Below are 19,960 nucleotides of genomic sequence, written 5' to 3' on the forward strand. Positions count from 1 at the left end.
CTTGTAAGAGTGTTTGCGCTGAGTTTTGACTGCTACTGCTACTGCTACTGCTACTGCTACTGCTACTGCTACTGCTACCGCCAGCGTCTGGGTAAGGTTGTGAGATGCAGCCTCAAAATTTATTTTAACAACCTCACTTTATAAGATGCGGCCCTCAATCTGCTAGTTTATTCAGGCATACCGCTTGAGGTTGCGTGCACGGCTTATAGCCCCGACAGGGCGTTAAGCTACCTGATTGGGGGCGCAAAAGACGGAGCCAGACTTTAGCCCAGCATTTTTGAGACAATTTTTAAATGGTTGCCTCAAAAATGGCCGTGCGTTGTCTGGGGGGCTTTCGCTGCCTGAAACTGGTGTTTTTTACGCCTATTTTGCAGCAGCTTGCTTGTAAAGCTGCTTGCGTTGCTCACAAAAATGCCCAGCCAGCCGTTTAAGTCTGCCCTTTTGAAACAGCTTTTAGGGAAGGCGTATAATTTGGCAGGGGGCACCTGTGTTTTGTGCCGGGGCAAAGGGGGCGCGCAGTAAAAGGGCATCACTTTGGGCAAGAATATTAAGCTGTGCCGAATCTTGCGATGCAAATGGGGTTGCCAGTGGTAGTAGCCCATTAGGTTGTGGGCTAAGCGTGCAACGCAGAAAGTCTTGCCGTTTGTCGTTTTCTTTAACATCGGCCCCCAAAATGGCGGGTTCTGTGCAAAGCTCTGTTGGTACAGGCAGGCCCATAAGGGTTTGCACGGCAGGGGCGACAAATACCAAAGAGCACACCATGGCGGCTACCGGGTTGCCGGGCAGGCCTATCATGGGGGTGGTGCCTAAGTGGCCAGACATAAGCGGCTTGCCGGGCCGCATGGCAATTTTCCAGAAATCTAGGGCCAAGCCATGTGGCTTTAGGGCATCGCGCACGAGGTCATAGGTGCCAACACTGGCCCCGCCAATGGTAATAAGCAGGTCTAGGTGGGCTGCGTAGGCAATCGCGCCAGAAAGAGAGGCCATGTTGTCGCGTGCTATGGGCAGCATGGTGGCCTCGGCCCCAACGCTGTTGAGGTAAGCTGTAACCATAAGCGCGCCAGAATTGACGATTGAGTCGGGCTTGGCGGGGTCTCCGGGCAGGATAAGCTCATCACCCGTGGCAAGAACACCTATGCGGGGTTTACGCGCGACGGGTAGCCACACATGGCCTGCGGCAGCGGCTAACCCGATATCACGCGCACTGAGTACCTTGCCTGCGGGCAGCAGGGGCTGGCCTGCGGTAAAGTCTTGTCCTTGTGTGCGTATAAACTGGCCTTTACGCCCAGCAGCTTGCAGTGTTGCCAGAGTGCCTGTGCGCTCAATATTTTCTTGTATGAGCACGGTATCTGCCCCGGCGGGAATTTGGCTGCCGGTAAACAGGCGTATGCACTGGCCTGCTTTGAGCGTGAGTGGCGTGGGGTGGCCCGCGGGTGCTTCGCCTATAACGGTAAGGGTGGCGCCCTGTTTGGCGTCTTCTGTGCGGGCGGCGTAGCCATCCATGGAAGATACCGAAACGGGAGGGTTAGACAGGCGTGCGGTGAGTGGTTGAGCCAGTACGCGACCACAGGCAGACGCCAGAGAAACGGTTTCTGGGCCGCAGTGAGAAAGTTTTTCAAGGATTCGGGCGCGCGCAACAGCCACATCCAGCATGTTTTTTTACTCCTTTTGGCTATTCTTGCGCCTGAACGCCGTAAGAATACTTGACCTTTGGCTCTTGTATGCGCATTTTGCGCTCACTTGAACACCACCCCCGGGCATGATGCCCGGCATCTGATGCTCTGCTGAGGAAGCTATGGCCAAGACCAACGTTATCAAAATCCGTCTCGTTTCCACGGCGGATACCGGTTACTTCTACGTCACGAAAAAGAATGCTCGTGCGCACACCGGCAAGATGGAACTTAAAAAATATGATCCGGTTGCACGCAAGCACGTTGTGTTCCGCGAAGCCAAGATCAAATAATTCAGCCTGATTTTTATTGGGATGAGACAAAACGCGGCACCTTAGGGTGCCGTTTTTTGTTTTTAGAGCGTAGTGGGGTGCTGCTACAGGGGCCTCGTAGTGCGGGCCTGTTTGGCGGCTAAGGCCAAAATACGCCTACGAATAAGGCCACTGGCAGGGCGTATTAAGGCCCAGTAAAGCTGCATTTTAAAACGGGTAGCCGTGTCTGGGCAGTAAACCCATGTTTGTGTGGCAAGCTTTATGGTGTGCTTTGGGGCTGGCTCAACTTCAAAAGTCAGTACCAGCTTGGCAACGCCGGGTGTGTTGAAGGCCTTAAATGCGCTTAGGTCTGCTATTGGGTATAACCCGAATGTGGGCCGCCAGAAGCGCCCAACAAGCCCTAGTGTCATATGGGTTGGTGTTGTTTCTAGCCGTGTAAAATTATCAAGCCCAAAAGGGCTTGGGGCTGCGGCTGTGTTGTGTGGCGGCTTACGCCGCAGGAAAATACCGGGCACGCGCTCACGCAGCGCCATAAAAAACCCGATAAGTGGGTCTTGGCGTAGGTTTTGCGTGAGAATGGCTTGTAAAAGCTGTTGGGGGTTACCCGCACAGGTGAGTTCATGGGCTTCATGAAACTGGAACGAGGGCAGGTAGGGTGGTGTACGCAGCATAACGGTACCTCCTGAGGGGCTCAGTAGGTACGTGTTTGTGGTGTTAGTAAAGTGGGTCGTGCCGGTCGTAAGGAACGACAACGTCGTTTTGGTTGGCAAGGTTGAGCATGGCACGGGCACGCTCATCAAGCGTATCGGTATCGAGCGAGTGGTCACGCAGGCCGTTCACACGGCGGCGCCATGCGGCTTGCTCGGTTGCGGCATCTTGCTGGGCTTGTTTGGCTTGGTCGAGCAGCACAAGCTGCTGTTGGTAGGCTTTTATGCCGTGGTCGCCTTGGGTGGCGTTCCAGCCGAAATAGCCAGCAATACCCAAAAACACCATGGGGGGCACAACAGCACGAACAGCGCGTCTTATCATACGGCCCAGTTTCACGGTGTTTTAACCCCCTTATTGGTACGCTTTTGGTTAAAGCGCGTAATCTTGTTCAGATTATGGAACAGTTTTCATAAAAGCAAGAAACTCTGTTGGGCAGTGTAAAACAAAACAGGCCGAAGGGGTGCCCCTCCGGCCTGTTTTTAGCGTGGTTGTATAAAAAGCTTAGTGTTTCAGAATGCTACGGCCTGCATACTGCGCGGCGGTTGCCAGTTCCTGCTCAATACGAATGAGCTGGTTATATTTGGCTGTGCGGTCTGAACGAGACAGAGAGCCGGTTTTGATCTGGCCGCAGTTGGTCGCCACGGCAAGGTCTGCGATGGTGGAATCTTCGGTCTCGCCTGAGCGGTGGCTCATAACGGCGGTGTACCCGGCTTTGTGGGCCATTTCGATAGCCTGAAGGGTCTCTGTCAGGGTGCCGATCTGGTTGACCTTAACCAGCAGAGAGTTACCCACACCGGCCTCAATACCACGGCGCAGGCGCTCTGGGTTGGTGACAAACAAATCATCGCCTACCAGTTGCACGTTGCGGCCAAGGGTTTGGGTTAGAAGGCTCCAACCTTCCCAGTCGTCTTCTGCCAAGCCATCTTCAATAGAGACGATGGGGTAGCGTTTGGTCAGGTCTTCAAGGTAGGCCACCATCTGGCCTGCATCAAACACCTTGCCTTCACCTTTGAGGTTGTACTGGCCGTCTTTGTAGAATTCGCTCGAGGCGCAATCCAGAGCAAAGGTGATGTCTTCACCCAAGCGGTAGCCTGCGGATTCTACGGCGCGGGAAATAAAGCCCAGTGCATCATCAGCTGATTTGAGGGCAGGCGCAAAGCCGCCTTCATCGCCTACGTTGGTATTATGGCCAGCATCTTTGAGGGCTTTTTTGAGGTGTGCAAAAATTTCTGCCCCCCAGCGAATACCGTCTGCCACTGTTGGTGCGCCAACAGGCTGGATCATGAATTCCTGAATATCGATGGGGTTGTCAGCGTGCTCACCACCGTTGACAATGTTCATCATGGGTACGGGCAGGGTGTGGGCAAAAACGCCGCCAACATAACGGTAAAGGGGTACTTGCAGTTCTGCTGCGGTGGCTTTGGCAATAGCTAAAGACACGCCCAAAATAGCGTTGGCACCCATGCGGCTTTTGTTGGGGGTGCCGTCTAGGTCAATCATCGCGTTATCGATGTCGATCTGGTCTGCGGATTCGGCACCTTGCAGGGTGGGCAGAATTTCGTTTTCAATGTTCTCAATGGCGTTGAGTACGCCTTTGCCGCCATAGCGTTTGGGGTCGTTGTCGCGCAGTTCCACGGCTTCATGGGCACCAGTGGATGCACCAGACGGAACAGCCGCCCGGCCCCTTGCGCCGGAAGCCAGCTCTACATCCACTTCAACCGTAGGGTTGCCGCGGCTATCGAGGATTTCGCGTGCAATGATATCAACAATGGCACTCATGCTTTTTTAATTCCCGTTTTAAGAGCCGGAAAAAAGAGTGGTTTCCGGCTGCGGTGTCTTGTTTTTGTTATCGAGCCTAACACAACACAAAAGCGGCTGCTTTTTCGTGCTGTTGCCTAGTGGCATCGTGTTGGGCTTTTCTGTCAACCGATCTCGTGCAGGAAAACGTGCTGAGGAGGCACATTTAACACTCATGAAAAGACTTCCGTTCGTGGCTGTGGTGCTCACATTGGCTGGTTTGCTGCCGTTTTTGTTTGGGGCATGTTGCATTGTCTTTTTCAATTCTGGCGTGCCGTTGCCCAACCTGCTTATGGCTTTTGTGTTTTATGGCGCTATTTGCCTAAGCTTTTGGGGCGCTGTGCAATGGGGTTTGGCCCTAGAGGCAGACCCGTTGGTGATAAGCACTGGCGCCAAACGCTTTGATACAGCACGGCTTGTGCTGGGTGTGGTGCCTGCGGTGGCAGGGTGGCTTGCCGCCTATTTGGCTTTTGCATGGCAGCCTATAGCTGGGGTTGTAACTCTGGCCGTTGCTGTACCGGTTTTAGCGCTGGTTGAGCGGCAAGGGTGGCGGCAGGGTGCCTTACCAACCGGCTATATGGGGCTGCGCTGGATTGCTACGGCCATTATGGAATGCTGCATTGTGGTTGTGCTGTTAGCACGCCTGTTTTGACATAAGGGTGATACCGCACGTGATGACGCCTGTGGTGTTGGTGTTATAACAAAGTATTGCGTGCAGATTACCCGAACGCTCTGTGAGTGTTCGGGCCAGAGAGGAATTAAGAGAACATGCAAGGCTCACCGCGCATTCTGGTTAAAGGGGCTGGCGTTGCAGGCATGACCGCAGCCGTAACACTGGCAGAGCGCGGGGGGCGTGTAACCTTGTACGACCCCGGTGGGCGTGTTGGGGCTGGGGCATCTTGGTTTGCAGGGGGCATGTTGGCCCCGTGGTGCGAGGCGGAATCTGCACCCGCCGAAGTGACCGCGCAGTCTGTTGATTCGGTGGATTGGTGGGCAGACCATGTGCCAGACGTGGTGCGGGCAGGCAGTTTGGTACTAGCCCCCCCGCGAGACGTAGGGGAGGTGGCGCGTTTTGGCCGCCGTACCTCACATTTTGAAACGGTAGATGGTGCGCGTATTGGCGCGTTAGAGCCAGACTTGGCTGGGCGTTTTCATAAAGGCTTGTTTTTTGCCGATGAAGGGCACGTAGACCCGCGTAAAGCGTTAGTGGCGTTGCTAAACAGTTTGAAGTCTTTTGGCGGGCAAGCTGTTTTTACCGCAGACCAAGCACCAGACCCGGCAGAGTTTGACTGGGTGGTAGACTGCACCGCCCTAAACGTGCGGGACAAATTGGAGGGTTTGCGGGGCATGCGCGGCGAAATGCTACTTTTGCGCTGCCCTGATGTCACCTTGCACCGCCCTGTGCGTATGCTGCACCCGCGCATACCTATTTATATTGTACCGCGAGAAGGGCATGTTTTTATGGTGGGTGCCACCATGATAGAGAGCGAAAACGCAGGCGGTATGACCGTGCGCTCCATAACCGAACTGCTTAATGCCGCATGGGTACTGCACCCGGCCTTTGCCGAAGCAGAAATACTGGAAATGGGCACAGGGCTGCGCCCGTCTTTTCCCGATAATATGCCGCGCGTTATACAAAAAGGGCGCACGGTTTATATTAACGGTATGTACCGCCACGGTTTTCTGCTCTCACCCGCCAGGGCGCGTGAGGCTGCCGATATTGTGTTTGGCGCAAACAGCTAACAGGCTGTTTTAAAAGGGTTGCGCTGGGGCATAAGTGTGCTTACGTGCCGCACTATGGCAAGGGAGAGGAAACGGCCCATGAAAATTGTGGTTAATGAGCAGGAGCACAACGTTTCAGCCACCACGCTGGCCGCGTTAATAGACGAGCTAGGCTATGGTGGTGCGCGCGTTGCCACAGCCCTGAACGGAGATTTTGTGCCCGTGACACACCGTAAAGACGCTTTGCTGAAGGACGGCGTAAAAATTGAAATTGTAGCCCCCATGCAGGGGGGCTAAGGCATGGCAAAGCAGTTTTACGGGGTTGAGCTGTCCTCTCCGCTTATGTTGGGCACCGCGCAGTATCCATCGCCTGAAATTTTGAGTGAGGCCGTAACAGCGGCGCAACCCGGTGTGGTGACTGTCTCCCTACGCCGTGAATCTGCGGGTGAGCGGGCAGGGCAGGCGTTTTGGTCTCTTATTCGTAAATTAGGGGTGCCAGTTTTACCCAATACCGCAGGCTGCCATACCGTGAAGGAAGCCGTAACCACCGCCCACATGGCGCGTGAAGTTTTTGGAACAGACTGGATTAAGCTGGAAGTAATAGGCGAGCTTGATACCTTGCAGCCAGATGTATTTGGGCTGGTAGAGGCTGCGCGTATTTTAAGCGAAGATGGGTTTAAGGTGTTTCCCTACACCACAGAAGACCTTGTGGTGGCTGAAAAACTGCTTGGTGCGGGGTGTGAGGTGCTTATGCCATGGGGTGCGCCTATTGGCTCTGGCAAAGGGTTAAATAACCTGTTTGGCCTGCGCGCCATGCGTGCCCATTTTGCTGATGTTCCTTTAGTGGTTGATGCTGGCATTGGTGTGCCGTCCCACGCCGCGCAGGCGCTGGAACTGGGGTATGATGCCGTGCTGATAAACACAGCCGTAGCCAAAGCCGGAGACCCTGCCTTAATGGCCCAAGCCTTTAAGTTTGCGGTAAAGGCCGGTGTGCTGGCCCGCGAAGCAGACCCCATGGAAGAGCGTGATATGGCTGTTCCCTCTACCCCGCTTATTGGAAAGGCCATGTTGGCATGAGCATTTTGCCGCAAAAAATTTACCCCATTGTGGACACTGCAAACTGGATAGACAGGCTGGGTGGGGCAGGGGCACGCTTTATTCAACTTAGGGTAAAAAATTTGGAAGGTGAGGCCCTGCTGGCTGAAATTAGGCAGGCCCATACTTACGCCAAAAAGCACGGGGTTTGCCTTGTGCTCAATGACTATTGGCAAATAGCCCTAGAGGAAGGGATAGATTATATTCATTTAGGGCAAGAAGACCTTGATACGGCAGATTTAAATGCCGTGCGTAAGGCGGGCATACGCTTTGGCCTAAGTACGCACTGCCATGAAGAGCTGGAACGCGCCCTGTCTTTTAAACCAGATTATGTGGCTCTTGGCCCTATCTGGCCCACGCGGTTAAAGAAAATGGCGTTTGGCCCACAAGGGGTTGAAAAACTAACCGAGTGGAAAAAGCTGATTGGCGCTATGCCCTTGGTTGCCATTGGCGGCGTTACGTTTGAACGCTTGCGGGCATGCTTAGAAGCCGGGGCAGACAGCGTTGCCGCCGTGTCTGACTTTACCCAGCATGCAGACCCAGAGGGGCAGGTTAAACGCTGGTTAGCAGAGGCTGAACGGGCTTAAGGTCTAGCTGCATGGGCGTTAGCCGCCCGTGAAAATACGTGCGGCGTCTGTTTTGTTAAACAGTGTGAGCAACACTTCAGCACTGTCTGGCAAGGCTGGTGTTTTGGTTGGGGCTGTGTCGGGTAGTATATGTTTGGCCTCTGCGTGGGCTGTGTTGAGGAGCAGGTCAACCAGTATTTCTGAGGCCATGCGGTAGTCTGGCAGGCCAGACTGGCGGCGGCCTGTTACATCACCCCCACCACGGAGGCGAAAGTCTTCATCGGCTATTAAAAAACCATCTTCTGTTTCACGCAGGCAGCTTAGGCGGCGGCGGGCGGTTTGGCCCAAGGCGTCCTCATGCAGCATAAGGCAGTACGATGCCGCAGCCCCTCGGCCCACGCGGCCGCGTAATTGGTGGAGTTGGGCTAGGCCAAAGCGCTCGGCGTGCTCAATAACCATAATGGTGGCGGTGGGTACATCGACCCCTACTTCAATAACGGTGGTGGCCACCAGCATACGGGTTTTGCCTTGGGCAAAGTCTTGCAAGGCTTCTTCCCGCACGGTGCTGTCTTGCTGGCCATGGGCAAGCCCGGCTATGGGGCCAAAATAACTTGTGAGTTCAGCATGGCGGGCTTCTGCTGCGGCTACGTCGAGTGCCTCGCTTTCTGACACAAGTGGGCATACCCAAAAAATTTGGGCCCCTTTGCTAAGGGCGCGGCTTAGGCCGCTGAGTACGTCATCTAGCGCGTTTAGGCTGTGCAAAGAGGTGCGTACAGGTTTGCGGCCTGCGGGTTTGCCTTCAAGCCTGCTGGTTTGCATATCACCAAAGCGGGTAAGCAGTAGGGTGCGGGGTATGGGGGTGGCGGTCATGACCAGCATGTCGGCCTCGTGCCCTTTTTCAACCAGGGCTAGGCGTTGTTCCACTCCGAAGCGGTGTTGTTCATCAATAACCGCAAGGCCGAGGTCTGCAAATTGTACGCTGTCTTGCACCAGTGCGTGGGTGCCCACCACAAGAGGGGCAGAGCCATCTGCAATGGCCAGCAAGGCCTGCTTACGTGCTTTGCCTTTAACAGAGCTGGAAAGGTAGGCGACAGGCACGGGAGAGAGCCGCTCAAACGTTTTGGCATGCTGGCGGGCCAAAATTTCGGTTGGGGCCATAATGGCGGCTTGGGCACCGGCTTCTACCGCACGGAGCATGGCCAATAGGGCTACCAGTGTTTTGCCTGCCCCTACATCGCCTTGCAAAAGGCGGCTCATGCGGTGGGGGGCGGCCATGTCTTGTTCTATTTCACGCAAGGCTTTTTGTTGGCCGGGGGTGGGGGTGTGGCCAAAGGCCGCAATGGCTTGGCGTTGCAGGTGGCCATTGCCTACAAAGCGGCGGCCGGGGCGGCTGCTGGCTGCGCGTTGGGCTATGCGGGTGGCCATTTGGTCTGCCAATAATTCATCGCATGCAAGGCGGGCGTGGGCGCGGGTTTGGGTGCTGCGCCATGCATCACCTTGGTCGCTACCGGGTATGCGGTCTGGAAACTGTATGTGGTTGAGTGCAGTAACAAAGTCTGGCCATTGGTGGCGCTCTAGTAATTTTTTGGGGTGCCATTCAGGCAGGCTTGTGGGGAGCAGGGCAAGGGCTGCTTGCATGGCCTGGCGCACTTGGCCCGCAAACAAGCCTGCGGTTAAAGGCCATATGGGGTCTAGTTTGGGAATACGCTCTGCCGAGCGGGCAGGTAACAGGTAGTCTGGGCTGGTCATGCTTAGCCGGTCATGAAAGCGCTCGACCTTGCCAGACACCACCAAGGCTTCACCCAATACCACTTGTTTGGCTTGCCATGGCGAGAAAAACGCAAGTTCAAGCGGGGCCGTGGTGTCATCTAGTGTAACGCGCCATGGTTGTCGGGTGCGGGGGGCAGGTGGGCGAATGTCTTGTACGGTGCCGGTTACGGTCGCAATAGTGTCTGGCCTGAGTTGCGCTAAAAGCGGGCTTGCGCGGCGGTCTATAATATTTTCTGGTAAGCAAAAAAGCAGGTCTATTACGCGGTTGCCCCCGGCAATTCTGGCCAAAAGTTTAGCGCGTGCGGTACTGATACCCGGCAGGCTCTCTAGCGGTGCAAGAAGCGGGGCAAGCTGAGAAAGGTCGAACACTGCGCCTACCGAAGCGGTTGTGATGGAAAAGGGACTAGACACCGTTAAAACACAAGCCTCTGTTTGTCGGCTGACAGAAAGCGATCTCAAGGCTATAGGACACCAAGATCATGCAAGACAATTCAAGCACCGTTATGACAGAAAATGACCCGCTTGCCGCACGCCGCCGCAGGCTTATTTTTCGTGCCAACCACCGTGGCACGTTTGAGACCGATATTCTGATAGGTGGCTTTGTAGAAGCCAATGTAGCCGCCATGACCGAGGCTGAACTGACTGATATGGAAGCCATATTGGAAATGCCAGACCCTGAATTAACAGATTGGTTGTTTGGCCGCCTACCATTGCCAGAAGAAAAAGCTACCCCCATGTTACGCCGCATGGTTGATGCCAGCCGCGCAAAAGGAGCCGGGAAGACGGAATGACAGCAGAAACGAGTGTTGAGGGCCGTATTGTTCCGGTTTGGGGCGCGGTAGAAGGGTACGATGCCCTTTTGTTAGCCCGCCGTGCACGGGAGCATAACGGGCCGGTTCTGCATATTGCGCGTGACGATGCCTCTACCGCACGGTTAGCAGATTTTCTGGCTTATATGGCAGACGATGTGGAAACCCTGCGTTTTCCCGCATGGGACTGCCTGCCCTATGACCGCGTTTCTCCTAACCCTGCGTTAGTGGCAGAGCGTGTGGCAACGCTTACCCGCTTGCTTGAGCCAGCCAATGGCAAGCCCCGCCTTATTTTAACAACGGTTGCGGCCGTTGTGCAGCGCGTGTCACCCCGTGCCACGTTTGAGGGGCAGTCTATTACCGTTAAGCAGGGTGAAAGCCTTGATCAGGAATTACTGATCGAGCTTTTGGTGGCCAACGGTTACACCCGTACAGACACAGTGATGGAAGCGGGTGAGTTTGCCACCCGTGGTGGTATTTTTGACCTCTACCCGGCAGGGGCAGCAGAGCCAGTCAGGCTCGATCTGTTTGGGGATGAAGTTGAAAATATTCGTGCGTTTGACCCCGGCACCCAGCGTTCAACAGGTAAGTTGCAAGAGCTAACGCTGCGCCCGGTTTCTGAATTTTCGCTCGATAGTGAGAGTATTTCGCGCTTTCGGACTGGTTGGCGCGATGTGTTTGGCCCTGGTGCAGCTCAAGATCCGCTTTATGAGCATGTGTCTGACGGGCGGCGCTACCCCGGTCTGGAGCATTGGCTGCCGCTTTTCCATACGTCTTTGGAAACGCTCTTTGACTATATGCCCAAAGCGTCTATCTCGCTCGATTATCAGGCTGAAGATGTGCTCAAGGGCCGGTTGGAAATGATAGAAGACCACTATCAGGCCCGCCGCCAGCCCGTGCGTGAGGGTGAAACACCCTACCGCGCGCTGCCACCACATTTGCTCTATCTGGACAAAAAAGGCTGGGATGCGGCCATGGGCCGCGTGCCAGTGGTTGCTTTTAGCCCGTTTGCCAAGCCCGATGGTGCCCAAGGCATGGATGTGGGCGGCAGGCCGGGCAAAATGTTTTCTAAACTTGTGCCCAATGCCGAGCGTGAGCAGGTATTTAAGCTACTAGGCAACCAAGTGCAGGAGTGGGGCGATGTAAAGCGCCGCACTTACGTAACCGCATGGAGCCGTGGCTCCCGCGAGCGTATTGGCACATTGCTGCGCGAGCATGGCGTGGCCACCCAAAGTTACGAAAGCTGGAAAGAGGCACAAAAAGCCAAGCCCGGTACGGTAGCGCTTCTGACCATTGGGTTGGAACGTGGCTTTGTGGCGGAAAATCTGGCGTTTGTGTCTGAGCAGGATTTGCTGGGTGAACGTATTGGCCGCCCACCACGCCGCCGCCGCCGGGCTGATGAACTGATTGCCGAAGCCGGAGAAATTACCGCCGGCGACCTGGTGGTGCACCAAGATTACGGTATTGGCCGCTATGATGGGTTAGAGACGGTAAGCGTAGGCGTTGCCCCGCACGACTGTTTACGCCTGCTCTATGATGGCAACGAAAAGCTGTACCTACCTGTTGAGAACATTGAGCTGTTAAGCCGCTTTGGCTCTGACCAAGCTGGTGTACCGCTTGATAAGCTGGGTGGTGTTGCGTGGCAGGGCCGTAAAGCCCGCATGAAGCAGCGCATACGGGATATGGCGTCTGACCTTATTCGCACGGCTGCGGCCCGTGCGTTGAAGGAGGCCCCCGTATTAGCCCCGGCCGAAGGTATGTGGGACGAGTTTTGTGCGCGTTTCCCGTTTGTGGAAACAGATGACCAAGCCCGTGCCATTGCCGATGTGCTGGAAGATATGGGTTCAGGCCGCCCCATGGACAGGCTTGTGTGTGGGGATGTGGGCTTTGGCAAAACCGAGGTTGCCCTACGGGCGGCCTTTGTAGCTGCCATGTCTGGTGGGCAGGTGGCTGTTGTGGTGCCCACCACATTGTTGGCCCGCCAGCATTACCGCACCTTCTCTGCGCGGTTTGAAGGCTTTCCGCTTAAAGTGGCACAGCTTTCGCGCATGGTAACGGGCAAAGAGGCCACGGCTGTGCGGAAAGGGCTCAGTGATGGCTCTATTAATGTGGTAATAGGTACGCACGCACTGCTGGCTAAAACGGTACAGTTTGCCAACCTTGAATTGCTGATTATTGACGAAGAACAGCATTTTGGTGTTGGGCACAAAGAAAAGCTGAAAGCCCTGCGTGATGATGTGCACGTGCTCACCCTTTCAGCTACGCCGCTCCCCCGCACTTTGCAGCTTTCGTTGTCTGGCGTACGGGAAATGAGCCTTATTGCCACCCCGCCCACAGACAGGCTGGCAGTGCGCACCTTTATTATGCCCTTTGATAGCGTGGTAATACGCGAAGCCATTCAGCGTGAGCGCTTTAGAGGTGGGCAGATTTTCTGTGTGGCTCCACGCATTGAAGACCTTGACCGTTTGGCAGAGCGCCTAAGCACCATTGTGCCAGATGCCAAGCTGGTGCAGGCCCATGGCCGCTTAAGCCCCACTGAGCTTGAGCGGGTTATGACTGAGTTTTCTGATGGTAAATACGATATTCTGCTTTCTACCAATATTGTAGAAAGCGGGTTGGATATGCCTGCGGTAAACACGCTTATTATACACCGGGCAGATATGTTTGGCCTTGGGCAGTTGTACCAGTTGCGTGGGCGCGTTGGGCGCGGCAAGCAGCGGGGGTATGCGTACCTTACGTGGCCGCAAACGCATGTGCTTTCGGCTTCTTCGCAAAAGCGGCTTGAGGTTATGCAAACGCTCGATACGTTGGGGGCAGGCTTTACGCTGGCTTCGCACGATCTTGACCTGCGTGGGGCCGGTAATTTGTTGGGCGACCAACAGTCTGGCCATGTGCGTGAGGTTGGTATTGAGCTGTACCAGCAAATGCTGGAAGACGCCGTGGCAGACCTGCGGGCCGATGCCAGCCGGAGGCGCGCAGAAGATAGAGACTGGACACCCAACATTATTGTGGGCCTGCCAGTGCTTATACCGGTTGACTATGTACCAGACCTGCCTGTGCGTTTGGGGCTATACCGCCGTATTAGCGGCATAGCCTCTGATGCCGAGCTAGAAGCTATGGAAGCCGAGCTGGTAGACCGCTTTGGCCCCGTGCCTGAAGAGGTGAAAAACCTGCTGGATATTGTGGATTTAAAGCGCCTGTGCCGCCAAGCCGGGGTAGAGCGGTTGGAGGCCGGGCCAAAAGGTATGGTGCTTCAGTTTAGGCACAATAGTTTCCGTAACCCGCAAGGCTTGGTGCAATGGATGGCCCGTTGGAAAGATGGCACTGTGCGCCTGCGTACCGACCACAAAATGGCCGTAGTGCGAGAGCTTACAAATGTGCAGCGTATTGACCTGGCAAGGCGTGTTTTGCGCGACCTTGCAAAACTGGCGCAAAAGGTACCCGCTTAGTTAATGCGTGCTATGCTTGGGAATATAGGCTTTTCAGTCACTTAGAAATTGTTTGACAGAGTTGCTCCGCTATTCTGTGCTGTACATTACAGTTTGTTGATGCGGAGAAAATGTGTGGGCGTAGTGGCTGCCGGGGCAAGCTCTCGGGATATTCTGGATTACTGGCGTATTTCGCTTATTGACAGCACGCAGTCTGCGCCAGATGCAACGGCTGCAAATGTTGATGTAGAGCCGCAAGAAATTGAAAACGGGCACTTGCCAGCACAGGCAATTGCCCGCCTTTTTGCGCTTAAAGCCGCTATGGCCACAGATCAGGATGATGAGTCTGATGATGTTGTGGCTAATGTTGCCCTCAGAACATTTATTCCTGAACATTTGCACACAGCGGCTCATACACGCAGCAAACCAACCTGCGCTTTAGGCTGTACGGTACGTGTGACACCCAAAGGCGTTATTACGCCGTATGCGTCTCAAACAGCGCCGCTTATACCACGCTCTCTTTTAGCGCCCTCTGGGCAGATGCAGACAATTGGGCAGGTAGCAGCGGTTGACCGCTACCTAGAGCAAAACCCGTTTAACTGCACCACATGGGAGCAACTGCTTATCTGGTCTGACCAGTTTTGGCAGAGCATTACCCAAAACCGCCAATTACCCGGCACTGTTTTGGCTGAGTACTTTACATTTACGCCAACCCCGCCCCCAGTGGGGCAGAACACTATTGTTAACCTTAAACAATTTTATGACTTTGCCCTTGAAGAGGTAAGTGCTGTTGAAACGCCGCTTTTAAAAGGCTTTTTACACGGCTGCCCCATAGCCCCCACAGTGCAACCAGAGCAGAGGTTGGCGCAGCTTGGTGCAGTAAGAGGCACCATGAACCCCAAGTTTGGGTTGTCGGCCTCGCAATCAGATACAATGGCCGCGTTTTCCATGCTGGGGCATGGGCAAATTTTAGCGGTTAATGGCCCACCCGGCACGGGTAAAACAACCCTGCTGCAAAGCGTAATTGCAACCGAGCTGGTACGCCGTGCCATAGCGGGGGGTGAGCCTGCGGTTATTGTTGGCTCTTCCACCAATAATCAGGCCGTGGTGAATATTATAGATGCCATGACCGAGGCCTTGGCCGCCGCTGGCACCGCCGCGTGGGAGCAACGCTGGTTACCTGATGTAGAGAGCTTAGGGCTATATTTTCCCTCTGGTGGGTATAAGCCCAAAGAAGGCCGCCAGCCGTTTATTGCCAAAGATGGGCGCCTTTTGGGCACTGAGCACTGGCAGGGGTTTCCGGCTGAGCGGGAGCGAGACCCAGACTACTACTGGCGGGCTCATGCTGCGTGGCTGGAGCAGTTTAGGCTGGTTTACCAAAGCCATGCCGCAGCAAATGTAAGCGATGCGGTTGAGGTTATACAGTGCGATATTAAAGCACTTTCTGCGCGTTGTGCTGCTTTGGCGCAGGCCTTTAGTGTTGCACGGCAGAGCATTATGCAGCATGGCGGCACACGAGTACTTGCGCAGCGTAAAAAGGAATGCCGTACACAAATTGATACGCTGACACAGCAGATTGCAGAGACGACAGAGCAAAAAACGCTTGCCCAGCAGCAGTTGAGTGCACTTTCGTACAGTTATAGCCAGAAAGCTGGAGCTTACGAGGCCACTTTGGCCCCTTTACTGGCAAGCGTACAAGACGCTGAGGCCAAACTGAAAAACGCCAAAGGCACAGAAGCCCGTATTTTGGCCGGGCTGCCTGAGAGTGGTTTTTTGGCAGCCTTTGGTGCAGCGAAAAAATGGAAAAATTTAGAAATTCTGGTTTCTGAAACCGAATTTGCAGACCATTTTTTACCTTTGGTGCGTGAACATTCAAAAGACGCCCAAGCCTGGCAAAATGCCGCAGCAAGCCTAACTGCGCATTGGGCGTTGGAAGAAGAGCAACGTATCAACCGCTATACTTTGGCTAAAGCTAACCCTCCGGCTGAGATTGCGGCCCTTGTTGCGCAAAAAGATGCAGCGCAAAAGGCGTATGAGGCATTGAACCAAAAGGTTTTGCAGGCTGAGCAGGCCCGTGTGCAGGCTACCAAAACCCTACAAAGCAGCGCACAGGCAGAGCATTTTTTAGCGCAGCTTGTGGCCCAGCTAGAGCAAATTTCTAGCCAGTATGGCTTGGGGGCAGACACACCAGATAAACCACCGGCGTGGCACCTGCCGGGGTGGGAGGAAACAACCGCCAGCCTTGATGACCTGCTGGATAAAACCCTGCGTTACGAGATGTTTCAAAAAGCCTTGCGTTATTGGGAAGGGCGCTGGCTGAACGAGGTGGAAACCCTACACCGCGCCATGGCGGGGGAAGAGGGTGTTGCCTATAAGTTTAATACAGGCCGCGTAGGTATGGAGACCATGTACCGCCGCTGGTGCATGCTAACCCCGTGCCTGATTATGACCACGGCCCGTTTGCCACGTATGATGAAATATTACCAAGGCAGAGAGCAGTACCACGCAGACTTTATTGACCTACTTATTATTGACGAAGCAGGCCAGATACCGCCTTACCAAGCGGCTCCGGCATTTTCTTTTGCGCGTAAAGCCATTGTTGTGGGTGATGTCTTTCAGTTAGCACCCGTTGTGACCTTGGGTGGCGAGACCGATAAAGGCAATGCGCACTCTGCCGGTGTGTACGCAGCATTTTGGCAAGAAGAAGAGGCCGTAAACCCCAGAGTGGTGACTGGTTTGGGTGACGGGCGGCAAACGCCTGGGTCTGTTATGGGTGTTGTGCAGTCTGCCACGGCGTGGTCATCGGTTGGGGCAGATGTGCCGGGTATGTTTTTGTCGGAACATAGGCGGTGCCGCAAAGACATTATCCAAATTTCGAATGACTTAATTTATAAGGGTAAGCTCCAGCCCTTACGGCCAGAGCCTGCTATTGCGCCGCCGCTGCCTGCTTTGGGGTGGGCGCATGTGCGGGGTGAGTGCATACGCCACAATGGGAGTAGCTGTAATTTAAAAGAAGCTGATGCCATTGCAGAGTGGATAGCCAGCAATGCCAAAGCATGGCAGTATTTTTACAAAAAAGAGCTAGACCAGCTTGTGGCGGTTATAACGCCGTTTTCGGCTCAGAAAAAAGCTGTGGCGAAAGCGCTGTCCAACATTGCGCATAAAACAGGGCAGGCTACCTTAAAAAAAATTACTGTAGGTACAGTGCATGCGCTGCAAGGGGCAGAGCGGCCAATTATTATTTTTTCTACGGTGTCTGACCCGCAGTCTGGCACAGGGTTTCTAGACAGTAGCGCCAGTTTAATGAACGTAGCTGTCTCGCGCGCAAAAGATTCGTTTGTTGTTATAGGCAACATGGACATTATGAACCCGGTTGTAAAAACGCCACTGGGTATTTTGGCCAGAGCCTTGTTTGAGCGCGGGCAAGAAGTTGAAGGGGTGCAGGGTAACTGGACATTGCCAGTTTTGCCCAGCCAAGTGCCTTTAATAGAGCGTGTTTCTACCCCCAATGAGCATACCAGCATGATGGATTATGCGTTGGATATGGCGCAAGCCGGGCAGCAGGTGCTTATTGTCTCTCCGTTTTTATCGCAAAAAGGGGCGCTGTGTGAGGCTGTGGTAAGCCGCATAACAGCTGCCGTGCAAAGGGGGGTAGAGGTTTCTATTGTTACGCAGCGCTGGCAGCGTACCAACCGCGAAGAACACCAGATGTGCGTAGAGGGGCTTAAAGCCTGTGGTGCGCAGTGTTACTGCATAGACCGCATACACATGAAAACCTTAGCGTGGCCCGGCCATATTGCGGAGGGGTCTTATAACTGGTTGAGCGTGTACCGCGAGCATGGCGGCAAAGCGAACCTTGATAGTTCGTGGAAAGTATATGGCCGTAGGGCCAAGCAAGCGATTGAGGCGGTGCTGGCAGAATTAGCCGAAAGAGGCGTGTGGGGGGGTAAAGCCCCCAGTATTGAGATGTTTCGCTCAACCGACCAGCAACGAGCTGCCCAGCAAGAGGGTGAGGGCGCACAATAGAGGCAACATGCCTTGGTAACAATAAGGGCATTGTTTACCAAGGTTGCTGCGCCAGATGATTTTACTACCCTACGTTATTTAAGGGGCAGCGGGAAACCGTTGACGGTGAGAACACCACCAGACCAAGTGGTGTTCCATGCGTTGGCGTCGTCCGCTTTTTTGCTGACCAAACGGGCTAAAACCAACCCTGCTGCCAGTTTCATTTGCTGGGCACTGCGGGCGGTTTCAATCAGGGTTTCAAGATTTGTAATTTCTAGGTGGCCAGAGGCTGATGTTGCGTTGACATCACCCGTAAGGGTGGCCGACCCATTGCCTTGTAGGTGCACAGTGCCACGTTGGGCGGCAAAGTTAGAAATAGTGACATGTACCGCAGGTGCCTGCTCGGCCCTGCCGCCAACGGCTGCCATAAGGGCTGGCAATTCAGACGCGGGTAGAGAGAATGCTGCTTGTGCAGAAGAAGGCAGGAGTTCTTGATTGGCGACGTTGTGAAAGCTCAGGCCAGACATGGTAAGGGTAGCCGCACTGGTGTGGGCGGTTGTATTACCCTGTAGCTTTAGGGCAGCGGCGCTAAGCCCAACCCGCGCGGTACCACGTTGAATACTGGCCGTGTTCCAGCTTAGGGCGTAATTACCCCCGGCCTTTAGGCCAGTGGCAACATTTTGCCCTTGGCGTTGCAGCCATTCAGAGCAGGCAGCATTATGGTGGCCTGTCATAGCAGAAACCAGCAACAGAGAGGCGGCATCTGCTTGGTCTTGCAGGCTTTGCGCTGTGTTGGCTGTGCTTGCGCTAAACTGCATCTGCTTAATGGTAAGGCTGGTGCTACCATCGGGTGTGCGCAGGGTTGTTGCGTCTAGCGTTATACTCTGGCCTGTAGAGCGTACGCCACCATGAGAGATAACGGCACAGCTTGCAGGCGGTGCTGCCAAGGCTGGCCGAGTGAGTGCGACGCTCACGAGCGCGAGAGCCGCAGAGCAAAAAAGGGTTTGTCTTTTCATTTGTGGGTAAAGGTGGCGTAAGCAAGCAACCTGCGCAATGACGATTTTTGCGGGGCTTCCCTTTTATGGCCTGCAAGGCTGTGCTTGTGGTGTCGTGCAGATAAGCAAGAAAGAATAAGGCAGCATGTTTGGTCTGGATCCGTTTTTACTTAGCCTGATAGGCACTGTGTTGTTGGCTACGTTTTTTCCGTGCCATGGGGCGGCGGTGCCAGTGTTTAAGTGGCTGGCTATTGTGGTCATTGGGGTTATGTTTTTTTTGCAAGGGGCACGCCTTTCGCGCCAAGCGGTGGTGTCTGGGCTTACGGCATGGCGGCTGCATTTGCTTATTTTATGCTGTACGTTTGTGCTTTTCCCGCTTTTAGGCATAGCGCTGCATGCGGTGTTTCCGGCCCTGTTGCAAAACGAGATTTGGCTGGGTGTGCTGTTTTTGTGCTGCCTGCCGTCTACGGTGCAGTCTTCTATTGCCTTTACATCTATAGGTGGGGGCAATGTGCCTGCGGCTGTGTGTGCTGCAACGGCCTCTAACGTATTTGGTATTTTCATTACACCGTTTTTGGTGGGGCTTGTGCTGGCAAAGCACGGTGCCCAAGGCGGTGGTGTGCTCAATATTGTGCTTGAACTTCTTTTGCCATTTGTACTGGGCCAAGTGCTGCAACCCTGGATTGGCAAATGGGCGCAGCGTAATAAAAAGCTGCTTTCATTAACTGACCGTGGGTCTATTCTGATTGTGGTTTACGCAGCCTTTAGCGATGCGGTTATGCAAGGGCTTTGGCACAAAGTGCCTTTAAGCCAGTTAGGCATGATAGCGCTGATAGATTTTATGTTGTTGGCTTGTGTGCTTATTTTAACCGCCCTGACCAGCCGTGCCGCAGGCCTGCCTTTAAAAGATGAAATAGCCGTTGTGTTTTGCGGGTCTAAAAAAACACTGGCTTCTGGGGTGCCAATGGCCAACGTGCTGTTTCCACCCGCCAGTGTTGGGCTTATTGTTTTGCCGTTAATGATTTACCACCAGATACAGCTTTTTGTCTGTGCCGTGCTGGCACGTCGTTTTGCGGCCAGAACAGCGCAGCTTGAGAGCAAGCAGAGTGCAGGAGAGTAAAAC

At 54.4% G+C, this 19,960-nt stretch carries 16 protein-coding genes; 10 read left to right on the forward strand and 6 right to left on the reverse strand.

The features are described 5' to 3' along the window. Positions 1-453 precede the first annotated feature (453 nt). Positions 454-1,653 carry a molybdopterin molybdotransferase MoeA gene (locus Abor_RS09730; RefSeq protein WP_048841681.1) on the reverse strand — a complete coding sequence of 400 codons (1,200 nt, stop codon included), beginning with the start codon at positions 1,651-1,653 and terminating at the stop codon, positions 454-456. A 142-nt stretch (positions 1,654-1,795) separates the two neighbouring features. Here Abor_RS09730 and rpmG point away from each other — a divergent pair, with 142 nt between their 5' ends. Further along, positions 1,796-1,963 (forward strand): 50S ribosomal protein L33, encoded by a 168-nt coding sequence (rpmG, locus tag Abor_RS09735; protein ID WP_003623017.1) that lies wholly within the window; start codon positions 1,796-1,798, stop codon positions 1,961-1,963. Positions 1,964-2,046: 83 nt separating this feature from the next. Here the strand turns inward: rpmG and Abor_RS09740 are convergent, their stop codons facing one another. From Abor_RS09740 to eno, 3 genes are all read right to left on the reverse strand, one after another. Then, positions 2,047-2,613, reverse strand: coding sequence for a hypothetical protein (locus Abor_RS09740; protein ID WP_048841682.1), 567 nt, complete (start codon positions 2,611-2,613; stop codon positions 2,047-2,049). Positions 2,614-2,656: 43 nt separating this feature from the next. Beyond that, complete coding sequence (locus Abor_RS09745) at positions 2,657-2,986, reverse strand: FtsB family cell division protein (protein ID WP_048841683.1); 330 nt, start codon at positions 2,984-2,986, stop codon at positions 2,657-2,659. Positions 2,987-3,151: 165 nt separating this feature from the next. After that, on the reverse strand, positions 3,152-4,429 hold the full coding sequence (gene eno / locus Abor_RS09750) for a phosphopyruvate hydratase (RefSeq protein WP_048841684.1): 1,278 nt from the start codon (positions 4,427-4,429) through the stop codon (positions 3,152-3,154). Positions 4,430-4,622: 193 nt separating this feature from the next. Here eno and Abor_RS09755 point away from each other — a divergent pair, with 193 nt between their 5' ends. The 5 genes from Abor_RS09755 to Abor_RS09775 all read left to right on the forward strand — a co-directional run bounded on the left by Abor_RS09755 (position 4,623) and on the right by Abor_RS09775 (position 7,851). Further along, positions 4,623-5,099 (forward strand): DUF3429 domain-containing protein, encoded by a 477-nt coding sequence (locus Abor_RS09755; RefSeq protein WP_048841685.1) that lies wholly within the window; start codon positions 4,623-4,625, stop codon positions 5,097-5,099. A 116-nt stretch (positions 5,100-5,215) separates the two neighbouring features. Further along, the gene (locus Abor_RS09760; protein ID WP_048841686.1) at positions 5,216-6,190 is read left to right on the forward strand and encodes an FAD-dependent oxidoreductase; all 975 of its coding nucleotides are present in this window, start codon (positions 5,216-5,218) and stop codon (positions 6,188-6,190) included. A gap of 78 nt (positions 6,191-6,268) precedes the next feature. Then, a complete protein-coding gene (gene thiS, locus Abor_RS09765; protein WP_048841687.1) occupies positions 6,269-6,466 on the forward strand; it encodes a sulfur carrier protein ThiS in 198 nt (65 codons plus the stop codon). Between the two features lie 3 nt (positions 6,467-6,469). Next, positions 6,470-7,246, forward strand: coding sequence for a thiazole synthase (locus Abor_RS09770; protein WP_048841688.1), 777 nt, complete (start codon positions 6,470-6,472; stop codon positions 7,244-7,246). Continuing rightward, entirely contained in the window at positions 7,243-7,851 is a 609-nt protein-coding gene (locus Abor_RS09775) for a thiamine phosphate synthase (RefSeq protein ID WP_048841689.1), read from the forward strand. The genes Abor_RS09770 and Abor_RS09775 overlap by 4 nt, the downstream gene beginning before the upstream one ends. An 18-nt stretch (positions 7,852-7,869) precedes the next feature. Here Abor_RS09775 and recG read toward each other — a convergent pair whose 3' ends face one another. Beyond that, positions 7,870-10,011, reverse strand: a complete 2,142-nt coding sequence (gene recG, locus Abor_RS09780) for an ATP-dependent DNA helicase RecG (RefSeq protein ID WP_048841690.1) — start codon at positions 10,009-10,011, stop codon at positions 7,870-7,872. A gap of 68 nt (positions 10,012-10,079) precedes the next feature. Between recG and Abor_RS09785 the strand changes: the two genes are divergently transcribed. The 3 genes from Abor_RS09785 to Abor_RS09795 all read left to right on the forward strand — a co-directional run bounded on the left by Abor_RS09785 (position 10,080) and on the right by Abor_RS09795 (position 17,863). After that, on the forward strand, positions 10,080-10,391 hold the full coding sequence (locus Abor_RS09785) for an FAD assembly factor SdhE (protein WP_048841691.1): 312 nt from the start codon (positions 10,080-10,082) through the stop codon (positions 10,389-10,391). Continuing rightward, positions 10,388-13,858, forward strand: a complete 3,471-nt coding sequence (gene mfd / locus Abor_RS09790; RefSeq protein ID WP_048841692.1) for a transcription-repair coupling factor — start codon at positions 10,388-10,390, stop codon at positions 13,856-13,858. Before Abor_RS09785 ends, mfd begins: the two co-directional genes overlap by 4 nt. Positions 13,859-13,972: 114 nt before the next feature. Further along, on the forward strand, positions 13,973-17,863 hold the full coding sequence (locus Abor_RS09795) for an AAA domain-containing protein (RefSeq protein WP_048841693.1): 3,891 nt from the start codon (positions 13,973-13,975) through the stop codon (positions 17,861-17,863). A gap of 74 nt (positions 17,864-17,937) precedes the next feature. On the opposite strand, the gene Abor_RS09800 is transcribed toward Abor_RS09795, so the two are convergent. Next, complete coding sequence (locus Abor_RS09800) at positions 17,938-18,816, reverse strand: translocation/assembly module TamB domain-containing protein (RefSeq protein WP_126621023.1); 879 nt, start codon at positions 18,814-18,816, stop codon at positions 17,938-17,940. Between the two features lie 166 nt (positions 18,817-18,982). On the opposite strand from Abor_RS09800, the gene Abor_RS09805 reads away from it, so the two are divergent. Then, positions 18,983-19,957 carry a bile acid:sodium symporter family protein gene (locus Abor_RS09805; protein WP_048841695.1) on the forward strand — a complete coding sequence of 325 codons (975 nt, stop codon included), beginning with the start codon at positions 18,983-18,985 and terminating at the stop codon, positions 19,955-19,957. Positions 19,958-19,960 lie beyond the last annotated feature (3 nt).

The organism is Acetobacter orientalis (assembly GCF_000963965.1).
Taxonomy (GTDB): Bacteria; Pseudomonadota; Alphaproteobacteria; order Acetobacterales; family Acetobacteraceae; genus Acetobacter; species Acetobacter orientalis.

What these genes read in the sequence shown, in the direction of transcription:
- Abor_RS09730 (WP_048841681.1), bottom strand. Translation starts at nt 1,653, where the DNA reads ATGCTGGATGTGGCTGTTGCGCGCGCCCGAATCCTTGAAAAACTTTCT.
- rpmG (WP_003623017.1), top strand. Translation starts at nt 1,796, where the DNA reads ATGGCCAAGACCAACGTTATCAAAATCCGTCTCGTTTCCACGGCGGAT.
- Abor_RS09740 (WP_048841682.1), bottom strand. Translation starts at nt 2,613, where the DNA reads ATGCTGCGTACACCACCCTACCTGCCCTCGTTCCAGTTTCATGAAGCC.
- eno (WP_048841684.1), bottom strand. Translation starts at nt 4,429, where the DNA reads ATGAGTGCCATTGTTGATATCATTGCACGCGAAATCCTCGATAGCCGC.
- Abor_RS09755 (WP_048841685.1), top strand. Translation starts at nt 4,623, where the DNA reads ATGAAAAGACTTCCGTTCGTGGCTGTGGTGCTCACATTGGCTGGTTTG.
- Abor_RS09760 (WP_048841686.1), top strand. Translation starts at nt 5,216, where the DNA reads ATGCAAGGCTCACCGCGCATTCTGGTTAAAGGGGCTGGCGTTGCAGGC.
- thiS (WP_048841687.1), top strand. Translation starts at nt 6,269, where the DNA reads ATGAAAATTGTGGTTAATGAGCAGGAGCACAACGTTTCAGCCACCACG.
- Abor_RS09770 (WP_048841688.1), top strand. Translation starts at nt 6,470, where the DNA reads ATGGCAAAGCAGTTTTACGGGGTTGAGCTGTCCTCTCCGCTTATGTTG.
- Abor_RS09775 (WP_048841689.1), top strand. Translation starts at nt 7,243, where the DNA reads ATGAGCATTTTGCCGCAAAAAATTTACCCCATTGTGGACACTGCAAAC.
- Abor_RS09785 (WP_048841691.1), top strand. Translation starts at nt 10,080, where the DNA reads ATGCAAGACAATTCAAGCACCGTTATGACAGAAAATGACCCGCTTGCC.
- mfd (WP_048841692.1), top strand. Translation starts at nt 10,388, where the DNA reads ATGACAGCAGAAACGAGTGTTGAGGGCCGTATTGTTCCGGTTTGGGGC.
- Abor_RS09805 (WP_048841695.1), top strand. Translation starts at nt 18,983, where the DNA reads ATGTTTGGTCTGGATCCGTTTTTACTTAGCCTGATAGGCACTGTGTTG.